Consider the following 20,197-nt stretch of genomic DNA (forward strand, 5'->3'; position numbering starts at 1 on the left):
GGGTTAAAGCCGTTGGCCGTCCTTACATGAGGGCGGCCAACGTGTTACGTACTGCGGATGCTGAGCGCTTTGCTATTGCTTCGCTCGTTGCTTCACCTACTGCTCCGCTTACTCGGCGATTGCCTTGCCCGAAGCGTCCTTCACCTTCGACTTCCACTGCGTGCGGATTTCCGACACGACCGAATCCGGCAGCGAGATGTAGTCCAGATCGTTTGCGGCTTGCGTGCCGTTCTTGAACGCCCAGTCGAAGAACTTCAGCGTTTCGCTGCCTTGCGGCGCCTTCTCTTGCGTCGTGTGAACCAGCACGAACGTCGCGCCGACGATCGGCCATGCGTTCTTGCCCGGCTCGTTCGTCAGGATCTGGTAGAACGACTTCGACCAGTCCGCGCCTGCTGCCGCTGCCTTGAAGGTGTCCGTCTTCGGCTCGACCACCGTGCCCGACGAGTTCTTCAGCGCGACATACGTCATGTGGTTCTGCTTCGCGTACGCCCATTCCACGTAGCCGATTGCGCCCGGCAGACGTTGCACGAAGGCCGCGACGCCATCGTTGCCCTTGCCGCCTGTGCCCGTCGGCCAGTTGACCGTCGAACCTTCACCGACCTTCGTCTTCCAGTCCGCGTTGACCTTCGACAGATAGTTCGTCCAGATGAAGCTGGTGCCCGAACCATCGGCGCGGCGAACGACGGCGATGTCGGTATCCGGCAGCTTGACCTTCGGGTTCAGCGCAACAATCGCCGGATCGTTCCACTTCTTGATCTTGCCCAGGTAGATGTCGCCGAGCACTTCGCCCGACAGCGTCAGCTCAGCCGGCTTCACGCCCGGCACGTTGACGACCGGCACCACGCCGCCGACCACCGTCGGGAACTGGAACAGGCCTTCCTTGGCAAGTTCGTCGTCCTTCAGCGGAGCGTCCGAACCGGCGAAGTCGACGGTCTTCGCGACGATCTGCTTCACGCCGCCCGACGAACCGATGCCTTGATAGTTAACCTTGCCGCCGCCGGACTTCTGATACGAGTCGGCCCACTTCGTGTAAATCGGTGCTGCGAAGGTGCTGCCCGCGCCGGTGATGTCTGCGGCTTGCGCTGCGATCGCGAAAAGCGCGCCAGCGACGCCAGCGAACACGGTTTGCATCAATTTCATGAGACCTCCAAAGGTGTGAGCGGTGTGAGCGAGTAACACGAACACCGCGAAGCTTAGGGTCTCTTTGTGACAGTAACGTGACTGACCGTGAAACGGATGTGACAGTGGGATTACAGGCCTGAAAGGCGCTTGAACGGAGAAATTGCCGGTTTCGTGACGTTCGGTGCGTCGCTCTACAGATTAGGCGAAAAAGATGGGGCGCGAACGTTTGCGGATGCGCGTTCGGGGCTAGGAGGAGTGAGGTTGGGGGTGCGGCAATGGGCCGCGGGCGGGAAGATGGCTGGTGGAGACGGAGGTTTTGACGGAGTGGTGTTTGACGGGGCGGCGTTTGGCGGTGCGGCGTTTGGCGGTGCGGTGTTTGGCGGTGCGGCGTTTGGCGGTGCGGCGTTTGGCGGTGCGGCGTTTGGCGGTGCGGCGTTTGGCGGTGCGGCGTTTGGCGGGGCGGCGTTTGCCTTGTTTGGACGGTGGTGGCGGGCGGTAGCGAGTTGCCAGTGGCAGGTTGCGAATAGTAGACGGCGAACGGCTGGCTGCCTGTGGCTCTGTTGCGGAACGGGCGCGGCACAGCGCGGCGGGGCGATGGCAACATCATCCCGCCGCGCTGTGCTGCTAAGGCACGTGGCTTACGCCGTAGCCTCTTTCACCGCGTCGGCAATCGACTCCGCATGATGAAGCGCGTCGGCGACATTTTCCGCTTCCACCATCACGCGCAGCACCGGTTCGGTGCCGGAAGCGCGGATCAGCACGCGGCCGCGGCCGTTCAGCGCGCTCTCGGCCTTGGCGATGGCGCGCCGGATCACGTCACTGCTCTTCCAGTCCGCGTCGGGCTTCATGCGCACGTTGATCAGCTTCTGCGGGAACAGCGTGACGCCGTCGAGCAGGTCGGCGAGCGATTTATCGCTGCGCTTCATGGCCGCGAGCACCAGCAACGCGGACACGATGCCGTCGCCCGTGGAATGGCGGTCGAGCGAAAGAATATGGCCGGAGCCTTCGGCTCCGAGTTGCCAGCCATGTTCGCGCAACTGCTCGAGCACGTAGCGGTCGCCGACCGCCGCGCGGACGAACTTCACGCCGGCTTCCTGCAGCGCCACTTCCACCGCCATATTCGTCATCAAGGTGCCGACTGCGCCGTCCACCTTGCCGTCGGTCGCAACACGATCCTTGACCAGGACGTACAGCAGTTCGTCGCCGTTATAGAGGCGCCCTGCCGCATCGACCACCTGCAGACGGTCGGCGTCGCCATCGAGCGCAATGCCGAGGTCCGCATGATTCGCGCGCACGGCGCGCACCAGCGCATCCGGTGCGGTCGCGCCGACGCCGTCGTTGATATTGAAGCCGTTCGGCGCGACGCCGATCGGAATCACATCGGCGCCGAGTTCGTGGAAGACGTGCGGCGCGACGTCATACGCGGCGCCATGCGCGCAGTCGACCACCAGCTTCAGACCGCGCAGATCGAACGCAGCCGGAAACGTGCTCTTGCAGAACTCGATGTAGCGGCCCGCCGCGTCGTCGAGACGCCGCGCCTTGCCGAGTTGCTCGGATGCCGCGCAGGCGAGCGGCAGATCGAGTTGCTCCTCAATCAGCGACTCCACTTCGTCCGGCAGCTTGTTGCCGTCGGCGGAGAAAAATTTGATGCCGTTGTCGTAGTACGGGTTGTGCGATGCGCTGATGACCACGCCCGCGGCGAGCCGCAACGCGCGCGTCAGATAGGCGATGCCGGGAGTCGGCATCGGGCCGGCCAGCATCACATCTACACCGGCCGCGGAGAAGCCCGATTCGAGCGCCGCTTCGAGCATGTAGCCCGACACCCGCGTGTCCTTACCGATCAACACAGTTGGCCGCGTGCCAGTCCTCGCCCAGCGGTCCGCGCCTGCCAACACCTTGCCGGCCGCGTAGCCGAGCCGCAATACAAACTCCGGCGTGATAGGTCCTTCGCCGACTTTGCCCCGTATGCCGTCCGTTCCGAAATAACGACGTGCCATGTTTTATCTTCCTCCTTGGCTGTGGGTTCAACCGCGCGCGCGGCTATGCTTCGCCGCGTCGCGCATGGCTGCCCATACTTTCAATGCATCTACTGTTTGCGCGACGTCGTGCACGCGCAGAATCGCAGCGCCCCGTTCAGCGGCGCACACCGCCGCCGCAATACTGCCCGCGACGCGTTCCGGCGCCGCGCGTCCCACCACCGCGCCGACCATCGACTTGCGCGACATGCCGGCAAGAATCGGGTACGGCGGCTCCGCTCGCGGCGCCGTTTCCGGCAGGTGCGCAAGCAGCGCGTAATTATGCTCGACTACGGCCTTGCCAAAGCCGAAACCTGGGTCCACGCTGAGACGAGCACGCGCGATGCCCGCCTGCTTGAGCGCCGCGACACGCTCCTCGAGAAAATCGCGAACCGCGCTCACCACATCATCATAGACGGGCTCGCCGAGCTGCATGGTCTGCGGCTCGCCGAGCATGTGCATGACGCACAGGCCGCATTCACTGTCGCGCACCGCGTCGATCGCGCCGGGCATCCGGAAACCCCAGATGTCGTTGATCAGATCCGCGCCCGCCGCCAGCGTGTGGCGCATCACGTCGGGCTTGTACGTGTCGATCGACAACGGCACATTCGCGCCGCGGAGTTGCTCGACGAGCGGGATCACCCGCTCCAGCTCTTCGTCGAGCGGCACCGGCGGCGCGCCAGGACGCGTCGATTCGCCGCCGATATCGATGATGTCCGCGCCGTCGAGCATCATGCGCTCGGCCTGGCGCAACGCATCGCCGCGCATCGCGTACTTGCCGCCGTCGGAAAAAGAATCGGGTGTGACGTTCAGAATGCCCATGACCAACGGGCGTTCAAAGGTCAACTTGAAGCGGCCGCATTGCAGCGGCTCGGGAATGGGCAGAAAAGGGAATTCGACTTTCGACACGTGGTGGTGCTTCACGCAAAACGGATAAATGCAAAACGGGCCGGTGTGAAACACACCGGCCCGCACTTTCTACTGGTCGCCTATCAGGCCGGCGCGGTCGCGCTGCCCGGCTTGACCTCGGTGCCCGGGCTGCCGCCCGACGAGGCGTCGCTTGCCGACGGCGGCGAACTCTTCGGCGAACGCGGCGGACGGCCTGCCATGATGTCGTTGATCTGATCGGCGTCGATCGTTTCCCACTCCATCAGCGCGGCGGTCATCGCTTCGACCTTGTCGCGGTTCTCGTCCAGCAGACGCTTCGCGAGGTTGTACTGCTCGTCCAGCACGCGGCGGATTTCGGCGTCGACCTTCTGCTGCGTCGCTTCCGAAATGGTGCGCGTGAAACCGCGGCCAAACGGCGTGGCGTCGTTTTCGTCGTCGACGTAGACCATCGGTCCGAGTGCGTCCGTCATACCGAAGCGAGCCACCATGGCGCGCGCCGTTTGCGTCGCCTTGTTGAAGTCGTCCGACGCGCCGGTGCTGATCAGGTTCAGGAACAGTTCTTCCGCGACACGGCCACCGAACAGGATCGCGAGACGATCCAGCAGGTAGTCCTTCGAATAGGTTTCGTTGTCGTGCTCCGGCAACTGCCACGTCACGCCCAACGCACGGCCACGCGGAATGATCGTAACCTTGTGCACCGGATCGGCCTTCGGCAACAGCTTGGCGATCACTGCATGACCCGACTCGTGGTACGCCGTGGCACGCTTCGATTCTTCGCGAATCACAGCGGACTTGCGCTCCGGACCCATGAAGATCTTGTCCTTAGCATCTTCGAAGTCGTTCATTTCGACGATGCGCTTGCCGCGGCGAGCCGCGAACAAAGCCGCCTCGTTCACGAGGTTCGCGAGGTCCGCGCCCGAGAAGCCCGGCGTGCCGCGTGCGATTACTGCTGCGTCGACGTCGTTCGAAATCGGCACCTTGCGCAGGTGGACCTTCATGATGTGCTCACGGCCACGAATATCCGGCAGACCGACGTACACCTGACGGTCAAAACGGCCCGGACGCAGGAGCGCCTTGTCGAGCACGTCCGAACGGTTCGTTGCAGCGATCACGATCACGCCTGAGTTCGCTTCGAAGCCGTCCATCTCGACCAGCATCTGGTTCAAGGTCTGTTCGCGTTCGTCGTTACCGCCGCCCATGCCGGCGCCGCGATGACGGCCGACCGCATCGATTTCGTCGATGAACACGATACACGGTGCGTGCTTCTTGGCCTGCTCGAACATGTCGCGCACACGAGCCGCGCCGACACCGACGAACATTTCGACGAAGTCCGAACCCGAGATGCTGAAGAACGGCACTTTCGCTTCACCGGCGATAGCGCGCGCCAGCAGCGTCTTACCGGTTCCCGGCGGCCCGACCAGCAGCACGCCGCGCGGAATGCGGCCACCCAGCTTCTGGAACTTCTGCGGATCGCGCAGGAAGTCGACCAGTTCGGAGACTTCTTCCTTGGCTTCGTCGCAACCCGCGACATCGGTGAAATTGATTGCGTTGTTGTTTTCGTCGATCAGACGTGCACGGGATTTACCGAACGAGAACGCACCACCTTTCCCGCCCCCCTGCATCTGTCGCATCATGTAGAACCAGAAACCGATGATCAGGATCGTCGGCCCGAGGTAATACAGCGCGGACACCAGCGCGTTAGGTTCGTCGTCAGCCTTGCCGCTCACCTGAACGCCATACTTCATCAGATCGCCGACCATCCAGATGTCGCCGGGCGACACGATCTGGTACTTCTGGCCGTCTGCTGGAGTGACCGTGAGGTTCCGCCCCTGGACAATGACGTTCTTGACTTTGCCGTTCTTCGCGTCGTCCATGAACTGCGAATAGGAAACGCCTTCCTGGACACGGGGCTTGTCGAACTGCTTGAACACCGTAAACAGCACCAGTGCGATAACCAGCCACACTGCTGCTTTCGAAAACATATTGTTGTTCAAAGCACCACTCCTTCACTTAGACGGGCGCCTACATTTGCCTTGCGGCACCACGAAAGCATTCTAATCCAGTCCGCAGACCCCTGCCATAAGGTTTCACTACCACAGAAATAGCGCAGCGGGCCATTGCCGCACCCATTTCCGAGGCCATGATCGCATTATCGGCAGATGCGGAACCGTTCTGCAGCGCCCTATGCGGGCCGCTTGAGATGCTTACCCAAAATAAACGTTTCTGACGACTTGTCCCGCGAGGCTTTCGGCTTGCGGGCCGCTACCACCTTAAATTGATGCTTGAACTTTTCGACAATCTGGCTGTAACCGCTGCCGTGAAAGCATTTGACTAAAAGGGCACCATCCTGCTTCAGGTGATTCTGTGAGAATTCCAGCGCGAGATCGCACAGATGCTCGATTCGCGCGGCATCCGCCACCGCCACTCCCGACAGGTTGGGCGCCATATCTGAAATTACAAGATCAACCTGGCGTTCTCCGACCAATTCTTCCAGTTGACCGAGCACGGTGTCTTCGCGGAAGTCGCCCTGAATGAAAGTGACGTCGGCAATTGGTTCCATCGGGAGGATATCCAGCGCGATGATCGTGCCGTCGATGCCACCTTCGCGCTCGGCGTCGCGCTGCGAACCCTTGGCGAGCTTATTACGCGCGTACTGGCTCCAACTGCCCGGCACCGAACCGAGGTCGACGATCACCTGGCCGGGACGGATCAGCTTGTCCTGTTCGTCGATTTCCTTGAGCTTGTAGGCTGCGCGGGCACGATAGCCCTCCCGCTGCGCCATTTTTACGTACGGGTCGTTGATGTGATCATGCAACCACGCCGTGTTGAACTTGTTTTTTGCCATTAAGCGTTGAACTCTTGCTGCGTTATGACACGCTTTAGGGGATAATACGCGGTTAATTCGCGCGGACACCGCCAAAACTGGCAGTCATCCGCGATTCTGTTGTTCTGACGCGCCGCCCTGCGCTATTGGCCGAATCTCTCGGAAATGCAGGTGCCGCCATTTTAGTCGAGTCTCCCACTTTCCATGCCCGCCCTCAAAGTCTCTTCCGACCAACGCGCCGAGTTGCGCTCCCAGGCACATGCGCTCAAACCGGTCGTGCTCGTCGGCGCCGAAGGCTTGACCGACGCTGTGCTCTCCGAGATCAAGGTCCACCTTGGTGCTCATCAGCTCATCAAAATCCGCGTGTTCGGCGACGAACGCGAAGAGCGCATCGCGATCTACGAAGAAATCTGCGACAAGCTGAACGCCGCGCCGATCCAGCATATCGGCAAGCTGCTCGTGATCTGGAAGCCTGAGGTCGCGCAACCGGCGGTGAAGACCAAACGCGGCGCCTTGCCGAGTGCCCGCGAAGCCGCGGTGGAAGCCAAACCGGGTAAAGGCCGCGCGCCGCGCGTCGTGACCGTGGTGAAGCCCAGCGAAATCCCGATGCGCAAACCCAAGGCCAAAGCGGTCGTGGTGCGCGGCAATGAACGCGTGACGCAAGGCGGCAACATCAAGCGCGCCAAGAAACGCCAGACCAGCGCGAAGCGCTCGCATCAGTCGTCGAAATAAGCGAATGATGAGAGGTGCGGGCGGCGTCCGCACCTTGACGTGGGCTCCTTGATCAAGACCTGAAAGCTCAACGTTGCCCAGCAAGCTCGCTGCGCCAGTTGGCACACTCAGGCGCCGCAAAGCAGCTTCGGTGGGTTGTCTCAGCCAGCAATTTTCCCCGCCGTGCCGCGAGCACCCTGCTCCACCGACACAACGCCTGCGCCCGCAGGCAGTTTCCACACCAGTGCGACGCCCAGCAGGCTTTCGATCAGGTAGAACAGACTCGACACGCCGTGCAGGATGCCGAAGCGCGTCGCATAAACCGAATGTCCGACATCGCTGCCCGCTTCGAGCGCGGCAATGCGCATTGCATTCATGAACGGCTGCAACGCGAAGTAACCGACCAGCACGCACACCAGCATGCCGGCGATCAGCCAGCGCAAACGGCGATACGCATCGCTGCCGCGCCGAATCAGCACATTCGCGAGACCGAGCAGCAAAATGCCGCACACCGCACCCAGCACGCCTTCAATGCGAAACAGTTGCGCCGCCACCGCGCCGGCCGTCATGCGGTCGAGCGAGGTGAACAGCACGGGTGCGACGGCATAGCCGATAGTCAGCAGACTACCGACCCACACCACCGTCAACAGACGGAAAAATCGATGCGGCATCAGGGACACCGGAGCCGCCTTCAAACGTAGCTAACCGCGATGATTTCGTATTCGCGCACGCCGCCCGGTGCCTGCACCGACGCAACGTCGCCTTCCGACTTGCCGATCAGTGCGCGCGCGATCGGCGAGCTGATCGAGATCAAACCATGGTCGATGTCCGCTTCGTCGTCGCCGACGATCTGGTATTTGACCTTCGCGCCGGAATCGAGGTCTTCGAGTTCGAGCGTCGCGCCGAACACCACGCGCCCGTCCGCTTCCACCGCCGCCGGGTCGATCACTTGCGCGCCGGCCAGCTTCGATTCGATTTCAGCAATCCGGCCTTCGATAAAGCCCTGCTTTTCCTTCGCCGCGTCGTATTCCGCGTTTTCCGACAGATCGCCCTGGGCACGCGCTTCCGCGATCGAATTGATCACCGAGGGACGCTCAACCGATTTCAGGCGCTGCAATTCATCGCGCAACATTTCCGCGCCGCGCTTCGTCAATGGAACAGTGCTCATAAACAACTCTATGCAAAAAACAGCCGTAAAAAAAATCACCGCGGTTAAGTGCATTCCGCGGGGGCCAGAGCGCCGAGCAAAGCCCGGGCGCCAAGCACCTGCGGAACGCCGCTTAACCGCGGCACTTACATCTTGGACAGGTATTCGAAGCCTTAGTTTAGGCGAGCGTGCAGGCCTTGTAAATCATAGACTTCCAGGTCCTTCAAATAGCGCAAACCTTCGACGGCAGCACGCGCACCCGACATGGTCGTGTAGTACGTGACCTTGTTCGCCTGCGCGCTCATGCGGATCGAACGCGAGTCGGCGATCGCGGCGCGGGTTTCGTCGACGGTCGTGAAGACCAGCGCAATTTCGCCGTTCTTGATCATGTCGACGATGTGCGGACGGCCGTCCTTCACCTTGTTGACGACCTTCACCGGCACGCCGGCCGCTTCGATCGCAGCGGCCGTGCCCTTGGTCGCGACGATCGGATAGCCGAGTTCGTGCAGCATGCGCGCGACTTCGACGGCCTTCGGCTTGTCCGCGTCCATCACGGTCAACAGCACCGTGCCCGACTCCGGCAGACGCGAGCCCGCCGCGAGCTGCGACTTGAAGAGCGCCTCGCCGAACGTCTGGCCCACGCCCATTACTTCACCGGTCGAACGCATTTCCGGTCCGAGCACCGGATCGACTGCCGGGAACTTGACGAACGGGAACACGGCTTCCTTCACGCTGAAGTACGGCGGAACGATTTCCTTCGTCACGCCCTGCTGCGCGAGCGTCTGGCCGACCATGGCGCGCGCGGCGATCTTCGCGAGCGGCAGGCTGGTCGCCTTGGACACGTACGGCACGGTGCGCGAGGCGCGCGGGTTCACTTCGAGCACGTAGATCACGTCTTCTTTCGATCCGTCCGCCTGCGGCACTTGCTGAATCGCGAACTGCACGTTCATCAGGCCGACCACGTTCAGCGCTTTCGCCATCGCGCCGGTCTGGCGCTTCAGCTCAGCCACGGTTTCCTTCGACAGCGAATACGGCGGCAGCGAGCACGCCGAGTCGCCCGAGTGCACACCGGCCTGTTCGATGTGTTCCATCACGCCGCCGATGAACACCGCTTCACCGTCAGAGATGCAATCCACGTCGCATTCGATCGCGTCGTTCAGGAAGCGGTCGAGCAGCACCGGCGAGTCGTTCGACACTTTCACGGCCTCGCGCATGTAGCGCTCGAGGTCGCGCGGCTCGTGGACGATTTCCATCGCGCGGCCGCCCAGCACGTAGGACGGACGCACCACCAGCGGGTAGCCGATTTCGTCGGCGAGCTTGAGCGCTTCGTCTTCGGCGCGCGCGGTGCGGTTCGGCGGCTGACGCAGACCGAGGTCCTGCAGCAGCTTCTGGAAACGCTCGCGGTCTTCGGCGGCGTCGATCATGTCCGGCGACGTGCCGACGATCGGCACACCGTTCGCTTCGAGATCGAGCGCGAGCTTCAGCGGCGTTTGACCGCCGTATTGCACGATCACGCCAACCGGCTTTTCCTTGTCGACGATTTCGAGCACGTCTTCGAGCGTCAGCGATTCGAAGTACAGACGATCGGACGTGTCGTAGTCGGTCGAAACGGTTTCAGGGTTGCAATTGACCATGATCGTTTCGTAGCCGTCCTCGCGCATGGCGAGTGCGGCGTGCACGCAGCAGTAGTCGAACTCGATGCCCTGGCCGATCCGGTTCGGGCCGCCGCCCAGCACCATGATCTTCTTGTTGTTCGTCGGGTTCGCCTCGCACTCTTCCTCGTAGGTCGAGTACATGTAGGCGGTTTTCGTGGCGAACTCGGCCGCACACGTGTCGACGCGCTTGTACACCGGGCGCACGTTCAACTCGATACGGCGTTGACGCACTTCCGCCGGCTTCGCGCCAAGCAGCTTCGCGAGACGCCGGTCCGAGAAGCCGCTTTGCTTCAGATACTTCAGCTCTTCCTTCGAAAGGCTCGCCAGCGTGCGGCCGGCCAGCGCCTTTTCCTTCAGGATGATCTGTTCGATCTGCGCGAGGAACCACGGGTCGATCGAGGTTTCTTCGAAAATCTCTTCGGCCGTCATGCCGACACGGAACGCGTCGCCCACGTACCAGATGCGATCCGGACCTGCTTCGCCGATCTCGCGGATGATCTCGTCGCGGTTATCGGTCTTTTCGTCCAGACCGTCGACGCCGACTTCCAGACCACGCAGCGCCTTCTGGAACGACTCCTGGAAGGTGCGGCCAATGGCCATCACTTCGCCGACCGACTTCATCTGCGTGGTCAGGCGGGAATCGGCTTCGCGGAATTTTTCGAACGCGAAACGCGGGATCTTGGTGACGACGTAGTCGATGGTCGGTTCGAACGATGCCGGGGTCTGGCCGCCGGTGATTTCGTTCTTCAACTCATCCAGCGTATAGCCGACGGCAAGCTTCGCCGCGACCTTGGCGATCGGGAAACCGGTTGCCTTCGACGCCAATGCCGACGAGCGCGACACACGCGGATTCATTTCGATCACGATCATCCGGCCGTCTTTCGGATTGATCGAGAACTGCACGTTCGAACCGCCGGTATCGACGCCGATCTCGCGCAGCACCGCGAGCGATGCGTTACGCAGGACCTGATATTCCTTGTCGGTGAGCGTTTGCGCCGGCGCGACGGTGATCGAGTCGCCGGTGTGGATGCCCATCGGGTCCAGGTTTTCGATCGAGCAAACGATGATGCAGTTGTCCTTTTTGTCGCGGACCACTTCCATCTCGTACTCTTTCCAGCCGAGCAGCGACTCTTCGATCAGCAGCTCGCGCGTGGGCGACAGATCGAGACCGCGCTTGCAGATCTCTTCGAACTCATCGCGGTTGTACGCGATGCCACCGCCCGAACCGCCCAGCGTGAACGACGGACGGATCACGACCGGATAGCCGCCGCTGCCGGTCTGCACAGCGATTTCCGCTTGCACCTGCAGCGCTTCTTCCATGGAGTGCGCGGTGCCCGATTTGGCCGAACCGAGGCCGATCTTGGTCATCGCGTCCTTGAACTTCTGGCGGTCTTCCGCCTTGTCGATCGCTTCCGGCGATGCGCCGATCAGTTCGACCTTGTACTTCTCCAGCACGCCGTGCGCGTGCAGATCGAGCGCGCAATTCAGCGCGGTCTGGCCGCCCATCGTCGGCAGGATCGCGTCGGGGCGCTCCTTGGCGATGATGCGCTCGACCACTTCCCACGTAATCGGCTCGATGTAAGTCACGTCGGCCGTGTTCGGGTCGGTCATGATCGTCGCCGGATTGCTGTTGACGAGAATGACCTTGTAGCCTTCCTCACGCAGCGCCTTGCATGCCTGCGCGCCCGAGTAATCGAACTCGCACGCCTGGCCGATGATGATCGGACCCGCGCCGATGATGAGGATGCTCTTGATGTCTGTCCGCTTGGGCATAACGCTCTCGCTAATGTATTCCTGAATTCTTTCCGTCGGCGCGCGTCGCTGTGACGTTGCGCGCGCTCTGCTCTGTCTGGTGCGGCTCGCCGCGTGTGCGTCGCTGCGCGCCGTTGTACGTCACGTGTGCGCCGATCACGCGCGGCGCGGCGTGAGCCGTGCGCCGCCGAGACTTGTGTGCTGCTTATGCCGCTGCAGTCTTGCCGGCCTTCTTCGTGTCCATCAACGCCGTGAAGCGATCGAACAGATAGGCGATGTCGTGCGGGCCGGGCGACGCTTCCGGGTGACCCTGGAAGCAGAACGCCGGCTTGTCGGTCAGCGCGAAGCCCTGCAGCGTGCCGTCGAACAGCGAGACGTGCGTGGCGCGGGCATTGGCGGGCAGCGTGTCGGCATCGACCGCGAAGCCGTGGTTCTGCGACGTGATCACCACGCGGCCATCATCCAGATCCTTCACCGGATGGTTCGCGCCGTGGTGGCCGGTCTTCATCTTCATCGTTTTGGCGCCGACCGCGAGGCCCATGATCTGATGGCCGAGGCAAATGCCGAAGGTCGGGATGCCGCGCTCGATCAGTTCCTTGGTAGCCGTGATCGCGTAGTCGCACGGTTCCGGGTCGCCAGGGCCGTTCGACAGGAAAATGCCGTCCGGATTGAGCGCGAGCGCGTCAGCGGCGCTGGCTTGCGCCGGGAGCACAGTGACATGGCAGCCGCGTTCGGCCAGCATGCGCAGGATGTTGTACTTGACGCCGTAGTCGAACGCCACCACGCGGTACTTCGGCGCCTTCTGCGTGCCGTAGCCCTCGCCCAGACGCCATTCGGTCTGGGTCCACTCGTAGGTTTCCTTCGTCGACACGACCTTCGCGAGGTCCATGCCCGAGAGGCCCGGGAACGAGCGCGCGAGTTCGATCGCCTTGGCTTCGTCGTCCGAACCCGCGAGGATCGCGCCGTTCTGCGCGCCCTTGTCGCGCAGAACGCGGGTCAGCATGCGGGTGTCGAGACCGGCGATGGCGACCACGCCTTCGTCCTTCAGGTATTGCGGGAGCGTGCGCTCCATGCGGAAGTTCGACGCGAGAACCGGCAGATCGCGAATGATGAGGCCGGCGGCATGGACTTTCGTAGCTTCGACGTCTTCGGCGTTCACGCCGACGTTACCGATATGCGGATACGTGAGGGTCACGATCTGGCGCGCGTAGCTCGGGTCAGTCAGGATTTCCTGATAGCCGGTGATAGCGGTGTTGAACACGACTTCGCCGATGGTATGCCCGGGGGCGCCGATCGAGTAACCACGAAAGACCGTGCCGTCGGCGAGCGCGAGCAGAGCGGGAGAAAATGACGGCAACACGGGAGACTCCTTGGGGAACACCCTGTTGCCGACCTGTCTATCCGACTGCGAGCCGCAGCGAGACGCATCCGGGATGCGCGCGCAGACTCGCTCGCGAACTGCCGTTGACGTTGCAAGGGGCGCGATGGGTCCATTGTGTGGACGGATCGGCTGGGTGCGGGGCCCTGCTTGCTACGCCGGTGGCGCGCGGCGGATGAACGGTATGGGAGAGGTAGGCGCTAGGGTGCGGGTTGATAAGCTCAAACCTTGGAATTATAGCGTCAAACTACCCTTCCCTCCAAATCCGAGATGGCGTCGACGCTTAGGACAGCGCGGCTCGAAATCGCTCAAAGCCTTGCTGTGCCTGGCGCGAACGGCGCTCTGCGGCTTTTCGGCGAGCGCGAATCGGGATCGTGTCGGCAGCGAGGGCACGACCGGCGAAGCGTCGTGCCCGGCGGCTCAAGCATCCTGTTCGGCGTGGATTTCGGCCGGACGAACCAGCTTGCGGCCCGGCAATACGTACCAGATCGCGCTCACCACCTGCAGCGCGACCAGAATGCCCCACGCGGTCAGATGCGCGGCCGCCGGATAATGGCCGCCACTCGCCGGCCAATGCGACAGCACCGCGCCGACGCCGATCTGGAAGCCGAAAATCAGCAGGAAGATAATCAATGTCAGTGTGGTATTCACGCGGCCGATCATCTGCGCCGGGAAGTGCCGGGCCATGACCGCGTAGCTGAGAATGCCGGTGCCGCCGAAAATCCCGTACGCCGCCCACAACAGACCCGCGGGCAGCGGCGCCTTGAACATGATCAGCAACTGCGTCAGAACGTACAGCGCCATGCCGATGCCGCAAAACGCATGGAGTGAGATGCCGCGCCGCTCGAGACTACGCGCCGCCGCGCCGAAGCCCACGCAGCCGGCCATCATCGCGAAGCCGAGAATCGACACGAGCGCGGCGGCCTCGCGCGGCTCGAAGCCCTGCACGTCACGCAGCCACGCGCCGACCCAAAGCGACTGCATTGCGTAAAAGACGCCTTGCGTGACGACCGAGAACGACGCGATCTTCCAGAACGCCGCACTGCGCAGGATATGCAGCGTGCCTTTGAACTGGGCGCCGATACTCGCCTGGTGATGCGTTTCCTTCGTGTCCGGCGCGAGCGTCCACTGCGCGAGCGCGACCAGCACGGTCAGCAATCCCAGCCCGATGCAGACCGTGCGCCAGCTCGCGAACGTCAGGACCCACGTCAGCGGCGAGCCGACCATCACGCCACCGAAACCGCCGATCGCCATCACCAGCCCGTTCATCAGCGGCAGGCGCGCCGCGGCGAAGTGCTGCGCCAATGCCTTGAACGCGGCGCCAAGGCACACGGAGACGCCGACACCGATCAGCAGTCGCCCCACCATCATTACGCCGACGCTATGCGCGGCGCCGAACACCCAGATACCGAGCGCGGCAAACAGCAGCGTGACGGCCGTGACGCGCCGCGCGCCGTAGTGGTCCAGCAGCACGCCAGCCGGAATCTGGGCGCCTGCGAAGCCGAGGAAATAGAGACTGGTGAGCAAGCCCAGGTCGGCAGCCGACAAACCGAGATCGTGCGTGATGAACGGCGCAAAACCGAGGTTGACGCCGCGGAACACGTAGGAAACGAAATACCCGGCGGAGAACAGCAAAAAGACGCGCAACTGGGTCGACGACATGAGCTTTGAATTAGGTGGCTGCCCGAATGGATTTGACCGAAGCACGAAAGATAAAGGAAAAGCGTCGGCTTTGCCCGAAATGATCTGCACAATGAAAAACGCCGTCACCACAGGTGACGGCGTTGGAAAAAGCACGGTGCGTGATCGGAGCGCAATTCATGCGCTGCCCCCGCAACGCATGTGGTCACTACCGTGTGAGCCGCTATTGGTCTACTTACCCTTCTTCGCGTCGGCCACGGTCTTCGGGCGGCTCTCTGCCGCAGCCTTCGACGCCTTGCTGGACGTGGAAGCCGACACCTTGGTCACCTTGCCCTTGTTGGCGCTGGATGCCGTCGGCTTGCTGACCTTGCCTACCGGTTCGGACACCTTCACCACCTCTGTCCGGCCACGACCCTTCTTCTTATCGTAGCGCGATTCGCTGCGCGTGTCTGCGACGCGGGTGCCGATCTTCTCGACGCCGCCGCCTTGCACATCGGTCGCGATGCGTTCCGGACCCGGCTCGCTCGGCATGGCCTTGCCAACCGGCACGTGCAGCACGATCACCTGGCCGCGCGACACGCTTTCGCGATGCGTGCGGTTCCATGCCTTCAACTGGCCGACCGACACGCCGTAACGCACGGCGATGGCCGCCATCGACTGATTGCGGCGCACGCGAATGAGCATCTTGCGCGTATCGGGGACGTCGGGCTCCATCGCCAGTACGGCGCTTTCAGCCACGTCGGCGCTGATGTCCTCGTCGTCGTCCGTACCACGCGGCACCACGATCGTGGAGCCGGGTTTCAGACGCATGCCGACCGGAATCTTGTTCACTTCCATCAACGTGTCGGCGTCGACACTGATCTTCTGCGCGATTGCCGCGGGTGTCGCGCGTTCGGTGACCGTGTACGTGGTCCACGACGACAGCGAGCCGGAGTACGTTTTCAGATTGCGCTCGAAGGCGCTGGCGTTGTCGAACGGCAGCAGGATCTGCGGCTGCGTGGCGCCGAGAATCACCGGCTTCCTGAACGACGGATTCAGCGAGCGGAATTCGTCCGCGGACAGGTTTGAGAGCTTGGCGGCCATGTCCACGTCGATGTCGTGCGAGGTGGTCACCGTCACGAAATACGGGTGGTTCGGAATAGACGGCAGCGTGAGCCCGTACATTTGCGGGTTCATGACGATGTTCTTCACCGCCTGCAGCTTCGGCACGTAGTTGCGCGTCTCGTTCGGCATGCGCAGGCTCAGATAGTCGGTGGGCAGGCCCGCCGCTTCGTTGCGCGCAATCGCGCGCTGCACGTTGCCCTCGCCCCAGTTGTACGCCGCCAGCGCCAGTTGCCAGTCGCCGAACATGTCATGCAGACGCGACAGATAGTCGAGCGCGGCGCTGGTCGACGCCAGCACGTCGCGGCGCTCGTCCTGCCACATATTCTGCTTGAGATTGTACGTGCGGCCCGTGCCCGGCATGAACTGCCACATGCCGGCCGCCTTCGCCACCGACAACGCCTGCGGGCTATACGCCGATTCGATGAACGGCAGCAACGCGAGCTCGGTCGGCATGTGACGCGCCTCGAGTTCTTCGACGATGTGGTACAGGTACTTCTGCGAGCGCTCGGTCATGCGCTGCACGTAATCAGGACGCTGCGCATACCAGTTGACCTGCATGTCGACGAGGTCGGTCTGCAGGTCCGGCATCTGGAAACCACGGCGAATACGGCCCCAAAGGTCGGCGTCGGCGCTCGTCAACTGAGTGACGGAGCCCTGGTCGACGTTGATCGTCTCTTTGGCGGTGGCTGTCTTGCGAAGGGCGTCGGCTACGGCTTGCTGACTGGCGGGGTTGGTTGCGGTGTTCGGAATACTCGTCGTCGGTCCCTGGCTCGCGCAAGCGGCGAGCGTCAGGACCAGCAACGCACTAAAGATAAATCGCATGAACGTCTCGGCTTCCACAAGGGCTGGAATTTGCAGCCGATAGTACGAAACGGCAACGTTTACGTCAATCGGAAAATTACGAAAAAATCAAGTAAATCTTGGGCTTGGCGAATTTTTCCGATTCATCGCGTGAGGAATACCCATCCTGGGATCGGGTCAACGGAAGCGGTTTTTCCATTCGCGCATCAAAGTAAAGGCCGTCAATCGATCCGGCACTTTCTCGTGCAACTGCTCCCGCAAGCTCGCCTGCACCGCCGGATCGCCGGCGCGCAAAAACGGATTCACCGCGCGTTCGTGGGCAATCGTGGTGGGCAGCGTGGGCGCATCGCGAGCGCGCAGTTCGCTCGCTTTGTCCCGCCAGGCCTGCAGTTCGGCGTTGCCCGGCTCGCAGGCGAGCGCGAAGCGGATATTCGACAGCGTGTACTCGTGCGCGCAGTGAACCTCGGTCGCGCCGGGCAGCGCGGCGAGCGCATCCAGCGAGGCGAGCATCTGCTTCGGCGTGCCTTCGAACAGCCGGCCGCAACCGCAGGCGAACAGCGTGTCGCCGCAAAACACATGGGGCGTGCCTTGCGGGTGGGCCGCCTGGAAATACGCGATGTGGCCGCTCGTGTGACCCGGCACGTCGAGCACACTCAATTCGAGCGCGGGCGCCGCAATCGACACGTGATCGCCATTTTTCAGACGGCGCGTGAGATGCTCGATCGCTTCACCGGCGGGGCCGTAGACGGGCACGGCCTGGCCATTCAGCAGATCGGCCACCCCGCCGACGTGGTCTTGATGATGGTGCGTGAGTAAAATAGCGCTCAGCCGCCAACCTCGTTTCGCCAGATAGGCTTTTACGGGGGCGGCCTCACCCGGATCGACGACCGCCGCGTGGTGTCCGTCGGAAACGACCCAGATGTAATTGTCATCAAACGCCGGGACCGGTACGTACTCGAGCGCATTCATAGGCGACGCATTCTTTGATATGACTGACCGAGCGATTATAGACTGGCCCGCCTGGACCGACTCGCCACCTGGCCGATACGTACTCGAGTGGGAGCAAACCCAGCTCGACCGCGTGGTGTCGGACGTGTTCGGTTACCATGCGCTGCAACTCGGCCTGCCGCAACTCGACGCCCTGCGTGAGAACCGCATGCCGTGCCGCGGGCTCGTGCTCGACGCCGCGAGCGGGGCGAGCGCGCCGTATGCGTATCCGCGCGCCGCGGGACATGCCGGGAACGGCAATCGCAGCGGTTTGGGCAACGCCTTAAGCAATGGCGCGACGCAAGGCGGACTCGCAGGCCTGCCGGCGCCGGCCGGACGCAGTGCCGTCTGGTGCGACCTGCTGGACCTGCCGTTCGAAGCGCAAAGCGTCGATCTGATCGTGATGCCGCACACGCTGGAATTCACGAGCGACCCGCACCGCCTGCTGCGTGAAGCCGAGCGCGTGCTGATGCCCGAAGGACAGTTGATCATTCTCGGCTTCAACTCGCTTTCGCTCTGGGGCGCGCGGCAATCGGTCGGCAAAATGACCGGCCGGCCTTTCGTCCCGGCAGCCGTCGACCTGATCGCCTTTACGCGCCTGAAAGACTGGATCAAGCTGCTCGGCTTCGACCTTGAACGCGGACGCTTCGGCTGCTATCGTCCGCCGCTGGGCAGCGAACAATGGCTGTCCCGCTACGGTTTCATGGAAGCCGCCGGCGACCGCTGGTGGCCGATTTTCGGCGCCACCTACATGATCAAGGCGATCAAGCGCGTGCGCGGCATGCGCCTCGTCGGCCCGCTGAAAGTGAAGAAACCCGTCCTCGCCGCAGGCCTCGCGCCCGCCGCCACACCGAATACACGCAACCACACTCAATGACTTCCGATCTCATCGATATTTATACCGACGGCGCCTGCAAAGGCAACCCCGGCCCCGGCGGCTGGGGCGCGTTGCTGCGCTTCGGCGACCAGGAAAAAGAACTGTTCGGCGGCGAAGCCAACACCACCAACAACCGCATGGAATTGATGGGCGTGATCGCCGCGCTCGAAGCGCTGAAGCGGCCCTGCAAGGCGGTCGTACACACCGACTCGCAGTACGTGCAGAAAGGCATCAGCGAGTGGATCCACGGCTGGAAGAAGAAAGGCTGGATCACCGCCGCGAAGCAGCCGGTCAAGAACGCCGATTTATGGAAGCGACTCGATGCGCTCGTCGCCCAACACGAAATCGAATGGCGCTGGGTACGCGGGCACAATGGGCACCCGGAAAACGAGCGCGCCGATCAGCTGGCCAATCGCGGCGTCGCGTCACTCGCGCAGATGTAATTCCTGCTGCGATGGCGCGCGCCGGTTCGCCGCGCGCCACCTTTTTTTTGCTGCAATTTTCTGAGGCAGGCTAATCCGACATGCGTCAACTCATCCTCGATACCGAAACCACCGGCCTGAATGCCCGCACTGGCGACCGGATTCTTGAACTCGGTTGCGTCGAAATGGTGAACCGCCGGCTGACGGGCAACAACCTGCACTTCTATATCAACCCGGAACGCGATAGCGATCCGGGCGCACTGGCTGTGCACGGACTGACCACCGAGTTCCTGAGCGACAAGCCGAAGTTCGCCGAGATCGCGGATCAGTTTCGCGACTTCATCCAGGACGCGGAACTGATCATTCATAACGCACCGTTCGATATCGGTTTTCTCGACGCCGAGTTCGCGCTGCTGGGCCTGCCGCCGGTGAAGACCTATTGTGGCGAGATCATCGATACGTTGGCGCGCGCCAAACAGATGTTCCCGGGCAAACGCAATTCCCTGGACGCGCTGTGTGATCGCTTCGGCATCAGCAACGCGCACCGCACGCTGCACGGCGCCCTGCTCGACTCGGAACTGCTCGCGGAAGTCTATCTGGCAATGACGCGCGGCCAGGAAAGCCTCGTCATCGACATGCTCGGCGAGTCGCATGGCGGCGGCGATGCGCACGCGCCGCGCATCGCGATCAGTTCGCTGGATCTGATCGTGATCGCCGCCAGCGACGAGGAACTCGCTGCGCACCAGACGGTGCTCGACGGTCTCGACAAGGCGATCAAGGGGACAAGCGTGTGGCGCCTCGAACCGGCGCCGGCCGCGGATGAGCAAACCGCTTAAAAAGTACTGGACGAGGCCGAAAATCCCTGACATAATT

At 62.6% G+C, this 20,197-nt stretch carries 16 protein-coding genes; 4 read left to right on the top strand and 12 right to left on the bottom strand.

What is annotated here, in order from left to right; translation table 11 throughout:
* Positions 1 to 108: 108 nt before the first annotated feature.
* From pstS to PQR32_RS26310, 5 genes are all read right to left on the bottom strand, one after another.
* Positions 109 to 1,140: a phosphate ABC transporter substrate-binding protein PstS gene (gene pstS, locus PQR32_RS26290; protein ID WP_408233693.1), complete on the bottom strand. Its 1,032-nt coding sequence runs from the start codon at positions 1,138 to 1,140 to the stop codon at positions 109 to 111.
* A gap of 620 nt (positions 1,141 to 1,760) precedes the next feature.
* Complete coding sequence (glmM, locus tag PQR32_RS26295; protein ID WP_408233696.1) at positions 1,761 to 3,119, bottom strand: phosphoglucosamine mutase; 1,359 nt, start codon at positions 3,117 to 3,119, stop codon at positions 1,761 to 1,763.
* Between the two features lie 27 nt (positions 3,120 to 3,146).
* Positions 3,147 to 4,046: a dihydropteroate synthase gene (gene folP / locus PQR32_RS26300; RefSeq protein ID WP_408233699.1), complete on the bottom strand. Its 900-nt coding sequence runs from the start codon at positions 4,044 to 4,046 to the stop codon at positions 3,147 to 3,149.
* 83 nt (positions 4,047 to 4,129) lie between these two features.
* A complete protein-coding gene (ftsH, locus tag PQR32_RS26305; RefSeq protein WP_408233702.1) occupies positions 4,130 to 6,019 on the bottom strand; it encodes an ATP-dependent zinc metalloprotease FtsH in 1,890 nt (629 codons plus the stop codon).
* Positions 6,020 to 6,207: 188 nt separating this feature from the next.
* Positions 6,208 to 6,870 carry an RlmE family RNA methyltransferase gene (locus tag PQR32_RS26310; protein WP_106309781.1) on the bottom strand — a complete coding sequence of 221 codons (663 nt, stop codon included), beginning with the start codon at positions 6,868 to 6,870 and terminating at the stop codon, positions 6,208 to 6,210.
* A gap of 183 nt (positions 6,871 to 7,053) precedes the next feature.
* Here PQR32_RS26310 and PQR32_RS26315 point away from each other — a divergent pair, with 183 nt between their 5' ends.
* Positions 7,054 to 7,581, top strand: coding sequence for a YhbY family RNA-binding protein (locus PQR32_RS26315; RefSeq protein WP_408233706.1), 528 nt, complete (start codon positions 7,054 to 7,056; stop codon positions 7,579 to 7,581).
* Between the two features lie 140 nt (positions 7,582 to 7,721).
* On the opposite strand, the gene PQR32_RS26320 is transcribed toward PQR32_RS26315, so the two are convergent.
* The 7 genes from PQR32_RS26320 to gloB form a co-directional block, all read right to left on the bottom strand.
* Positions 7,722 to 8,231 (bottom strand): DUF4149 domain-containing protein, encoded by a 510-nt coding sequence (locus PQR32_RS26320; RefSeq protein ID WP_408233709.1) that lies wholly within the window; start codon positions 8,229 to 8,231, stop codon positions 7,722 to 7,724.
* Positions 8,232 to 8,251: 20 nt separating this feature from the next.
* Positions 8,252 to 8,728, bottom strand: coding sequence for a transcription elongation factor GreA (gene greA, locus PQR32_RS26325; protein WP_054036257.1), 477 nt, complete (start codon positions 8,726 to 8,728; stop codon positions 8,252 to 8,254).
* A gap of 152 nt (positions 8,729 to 8,880) precedes the next feature.
* Entirely contained in the window at positions 8,881 to 12,135 is a 3,255-nt protein-coding gene (gene carB / locus PQR32_RS26330; protein WP_408233713.1) for a carbamoyl-phosphate synthase large subunit, read from the bottom strand.
* Between the two features lie 184 nt (positions 12,136 to 12,319).
* Positions 12,320 to 13,474 (bottom strand): glutamine-hydrolyzing carbamoyl-phosphate synthase small subunit, encoded by a 1,155-nt coding sequence (carA, locus tag PQR32_RS26335; protein ID WP_408233716.1) that lies wholly within the window; start codon positions 13,472 to 13,474, stop codon positions 12,320 to 12,322.
* A gap of 438 nt (positions 13,475 to 13,912) precedes the next feature.
* Entirely contained in the window at positions 13,913 to 15,154 is a 1,242-nt protein-coding gene (locus tag PQR32_RS26340; protein WP_408233719.1) for an MFS transporter, read from the bottom strand.
* Between the two features lie 210 nt (positions 15,155 to 15,364).
* Entirely contained in the window at positions 15,365 to 17,059 is a 1,695-nt protein-coding gene (locus PQR32_RS26345) for a transglycosylase SLT domain-containing protein (protein WP_408233722.1), read from the bottom strand.
* Between the two features lie 156 nt (positions 17,060 to 17,215).
* On the bottom strand, positions 17,216 to 18,007 hold the full coding sequence (gloB, locus tag PQR32_RS26350) for a hydroxyacylglutathione hydrolase (RefSeq protein ID WP_408233725.1): 792 nt from the start codon (positions 18,005 to 18,007) through the stop codon (positions 17,216 to 17,218).
* Between the two features lie 19 nt (positions 18,008 to 18,026).
* Here gloB and PQR32_RS26355 point away from each other — a divergent pair, with 19 nt between their 5' ends.
* From PQR32_RS26355 to dnaQ, 3 genes are all read left to right on the top strand, one after another.
* Positions 18,027 to 18,902 (top strand): class I SAM-dependent methyltransferase, encoded by an 876-nt coding sequence (locus PQR32_RS26355; protein WP_408233728.1) that lies wholly within the window; start codon positions 18,027 to 18,029, stop codon positions 18,900 to 18,902.
* Positions 18,899 to 19,345, top strand: a complete 447-nt coding sequence (rnhA, locus tag PQR32_RS26360; protein ID WP_106283734.1) for a ribonuclease HI — start codon at positions 18,899 to 18,901, stop codon at positions 19,343 to 19,345. Before PQR32_RS26355 ends, rnhA begins: the two co-directional genes overlap by 4 nt.
* An 80-nt stretch (positions 19,346 to 19,425) precedes the next feature.
* Positions 19,426 to 20,160 (top strand): DNA polymerase III subunit epsilon, encoded by a 735-nt coding sequence (gene dnaQ / locus PQR32_RS26365; protein WP_408233731.1) that lies wholly within the window; start codon positions 19,426 to 19,428, stop codon positions 20,158 to 20,160.
* The last annotated feature ends 37 nt before the right edge of the window (positions 20,161 to 20,197 follow it).

Origin of the sequence: Paraburkholderia dipogonis, assembly GCF_046027395.1 — a bacterium.
GTDB classification, from domain to species: Bacteria; Pseudomonadota; Gammaproteobacteria; order Burkholderiales; family Burkholderiaceae; genus Paraburkholderia; species Paraburkholderia dipogonis_A.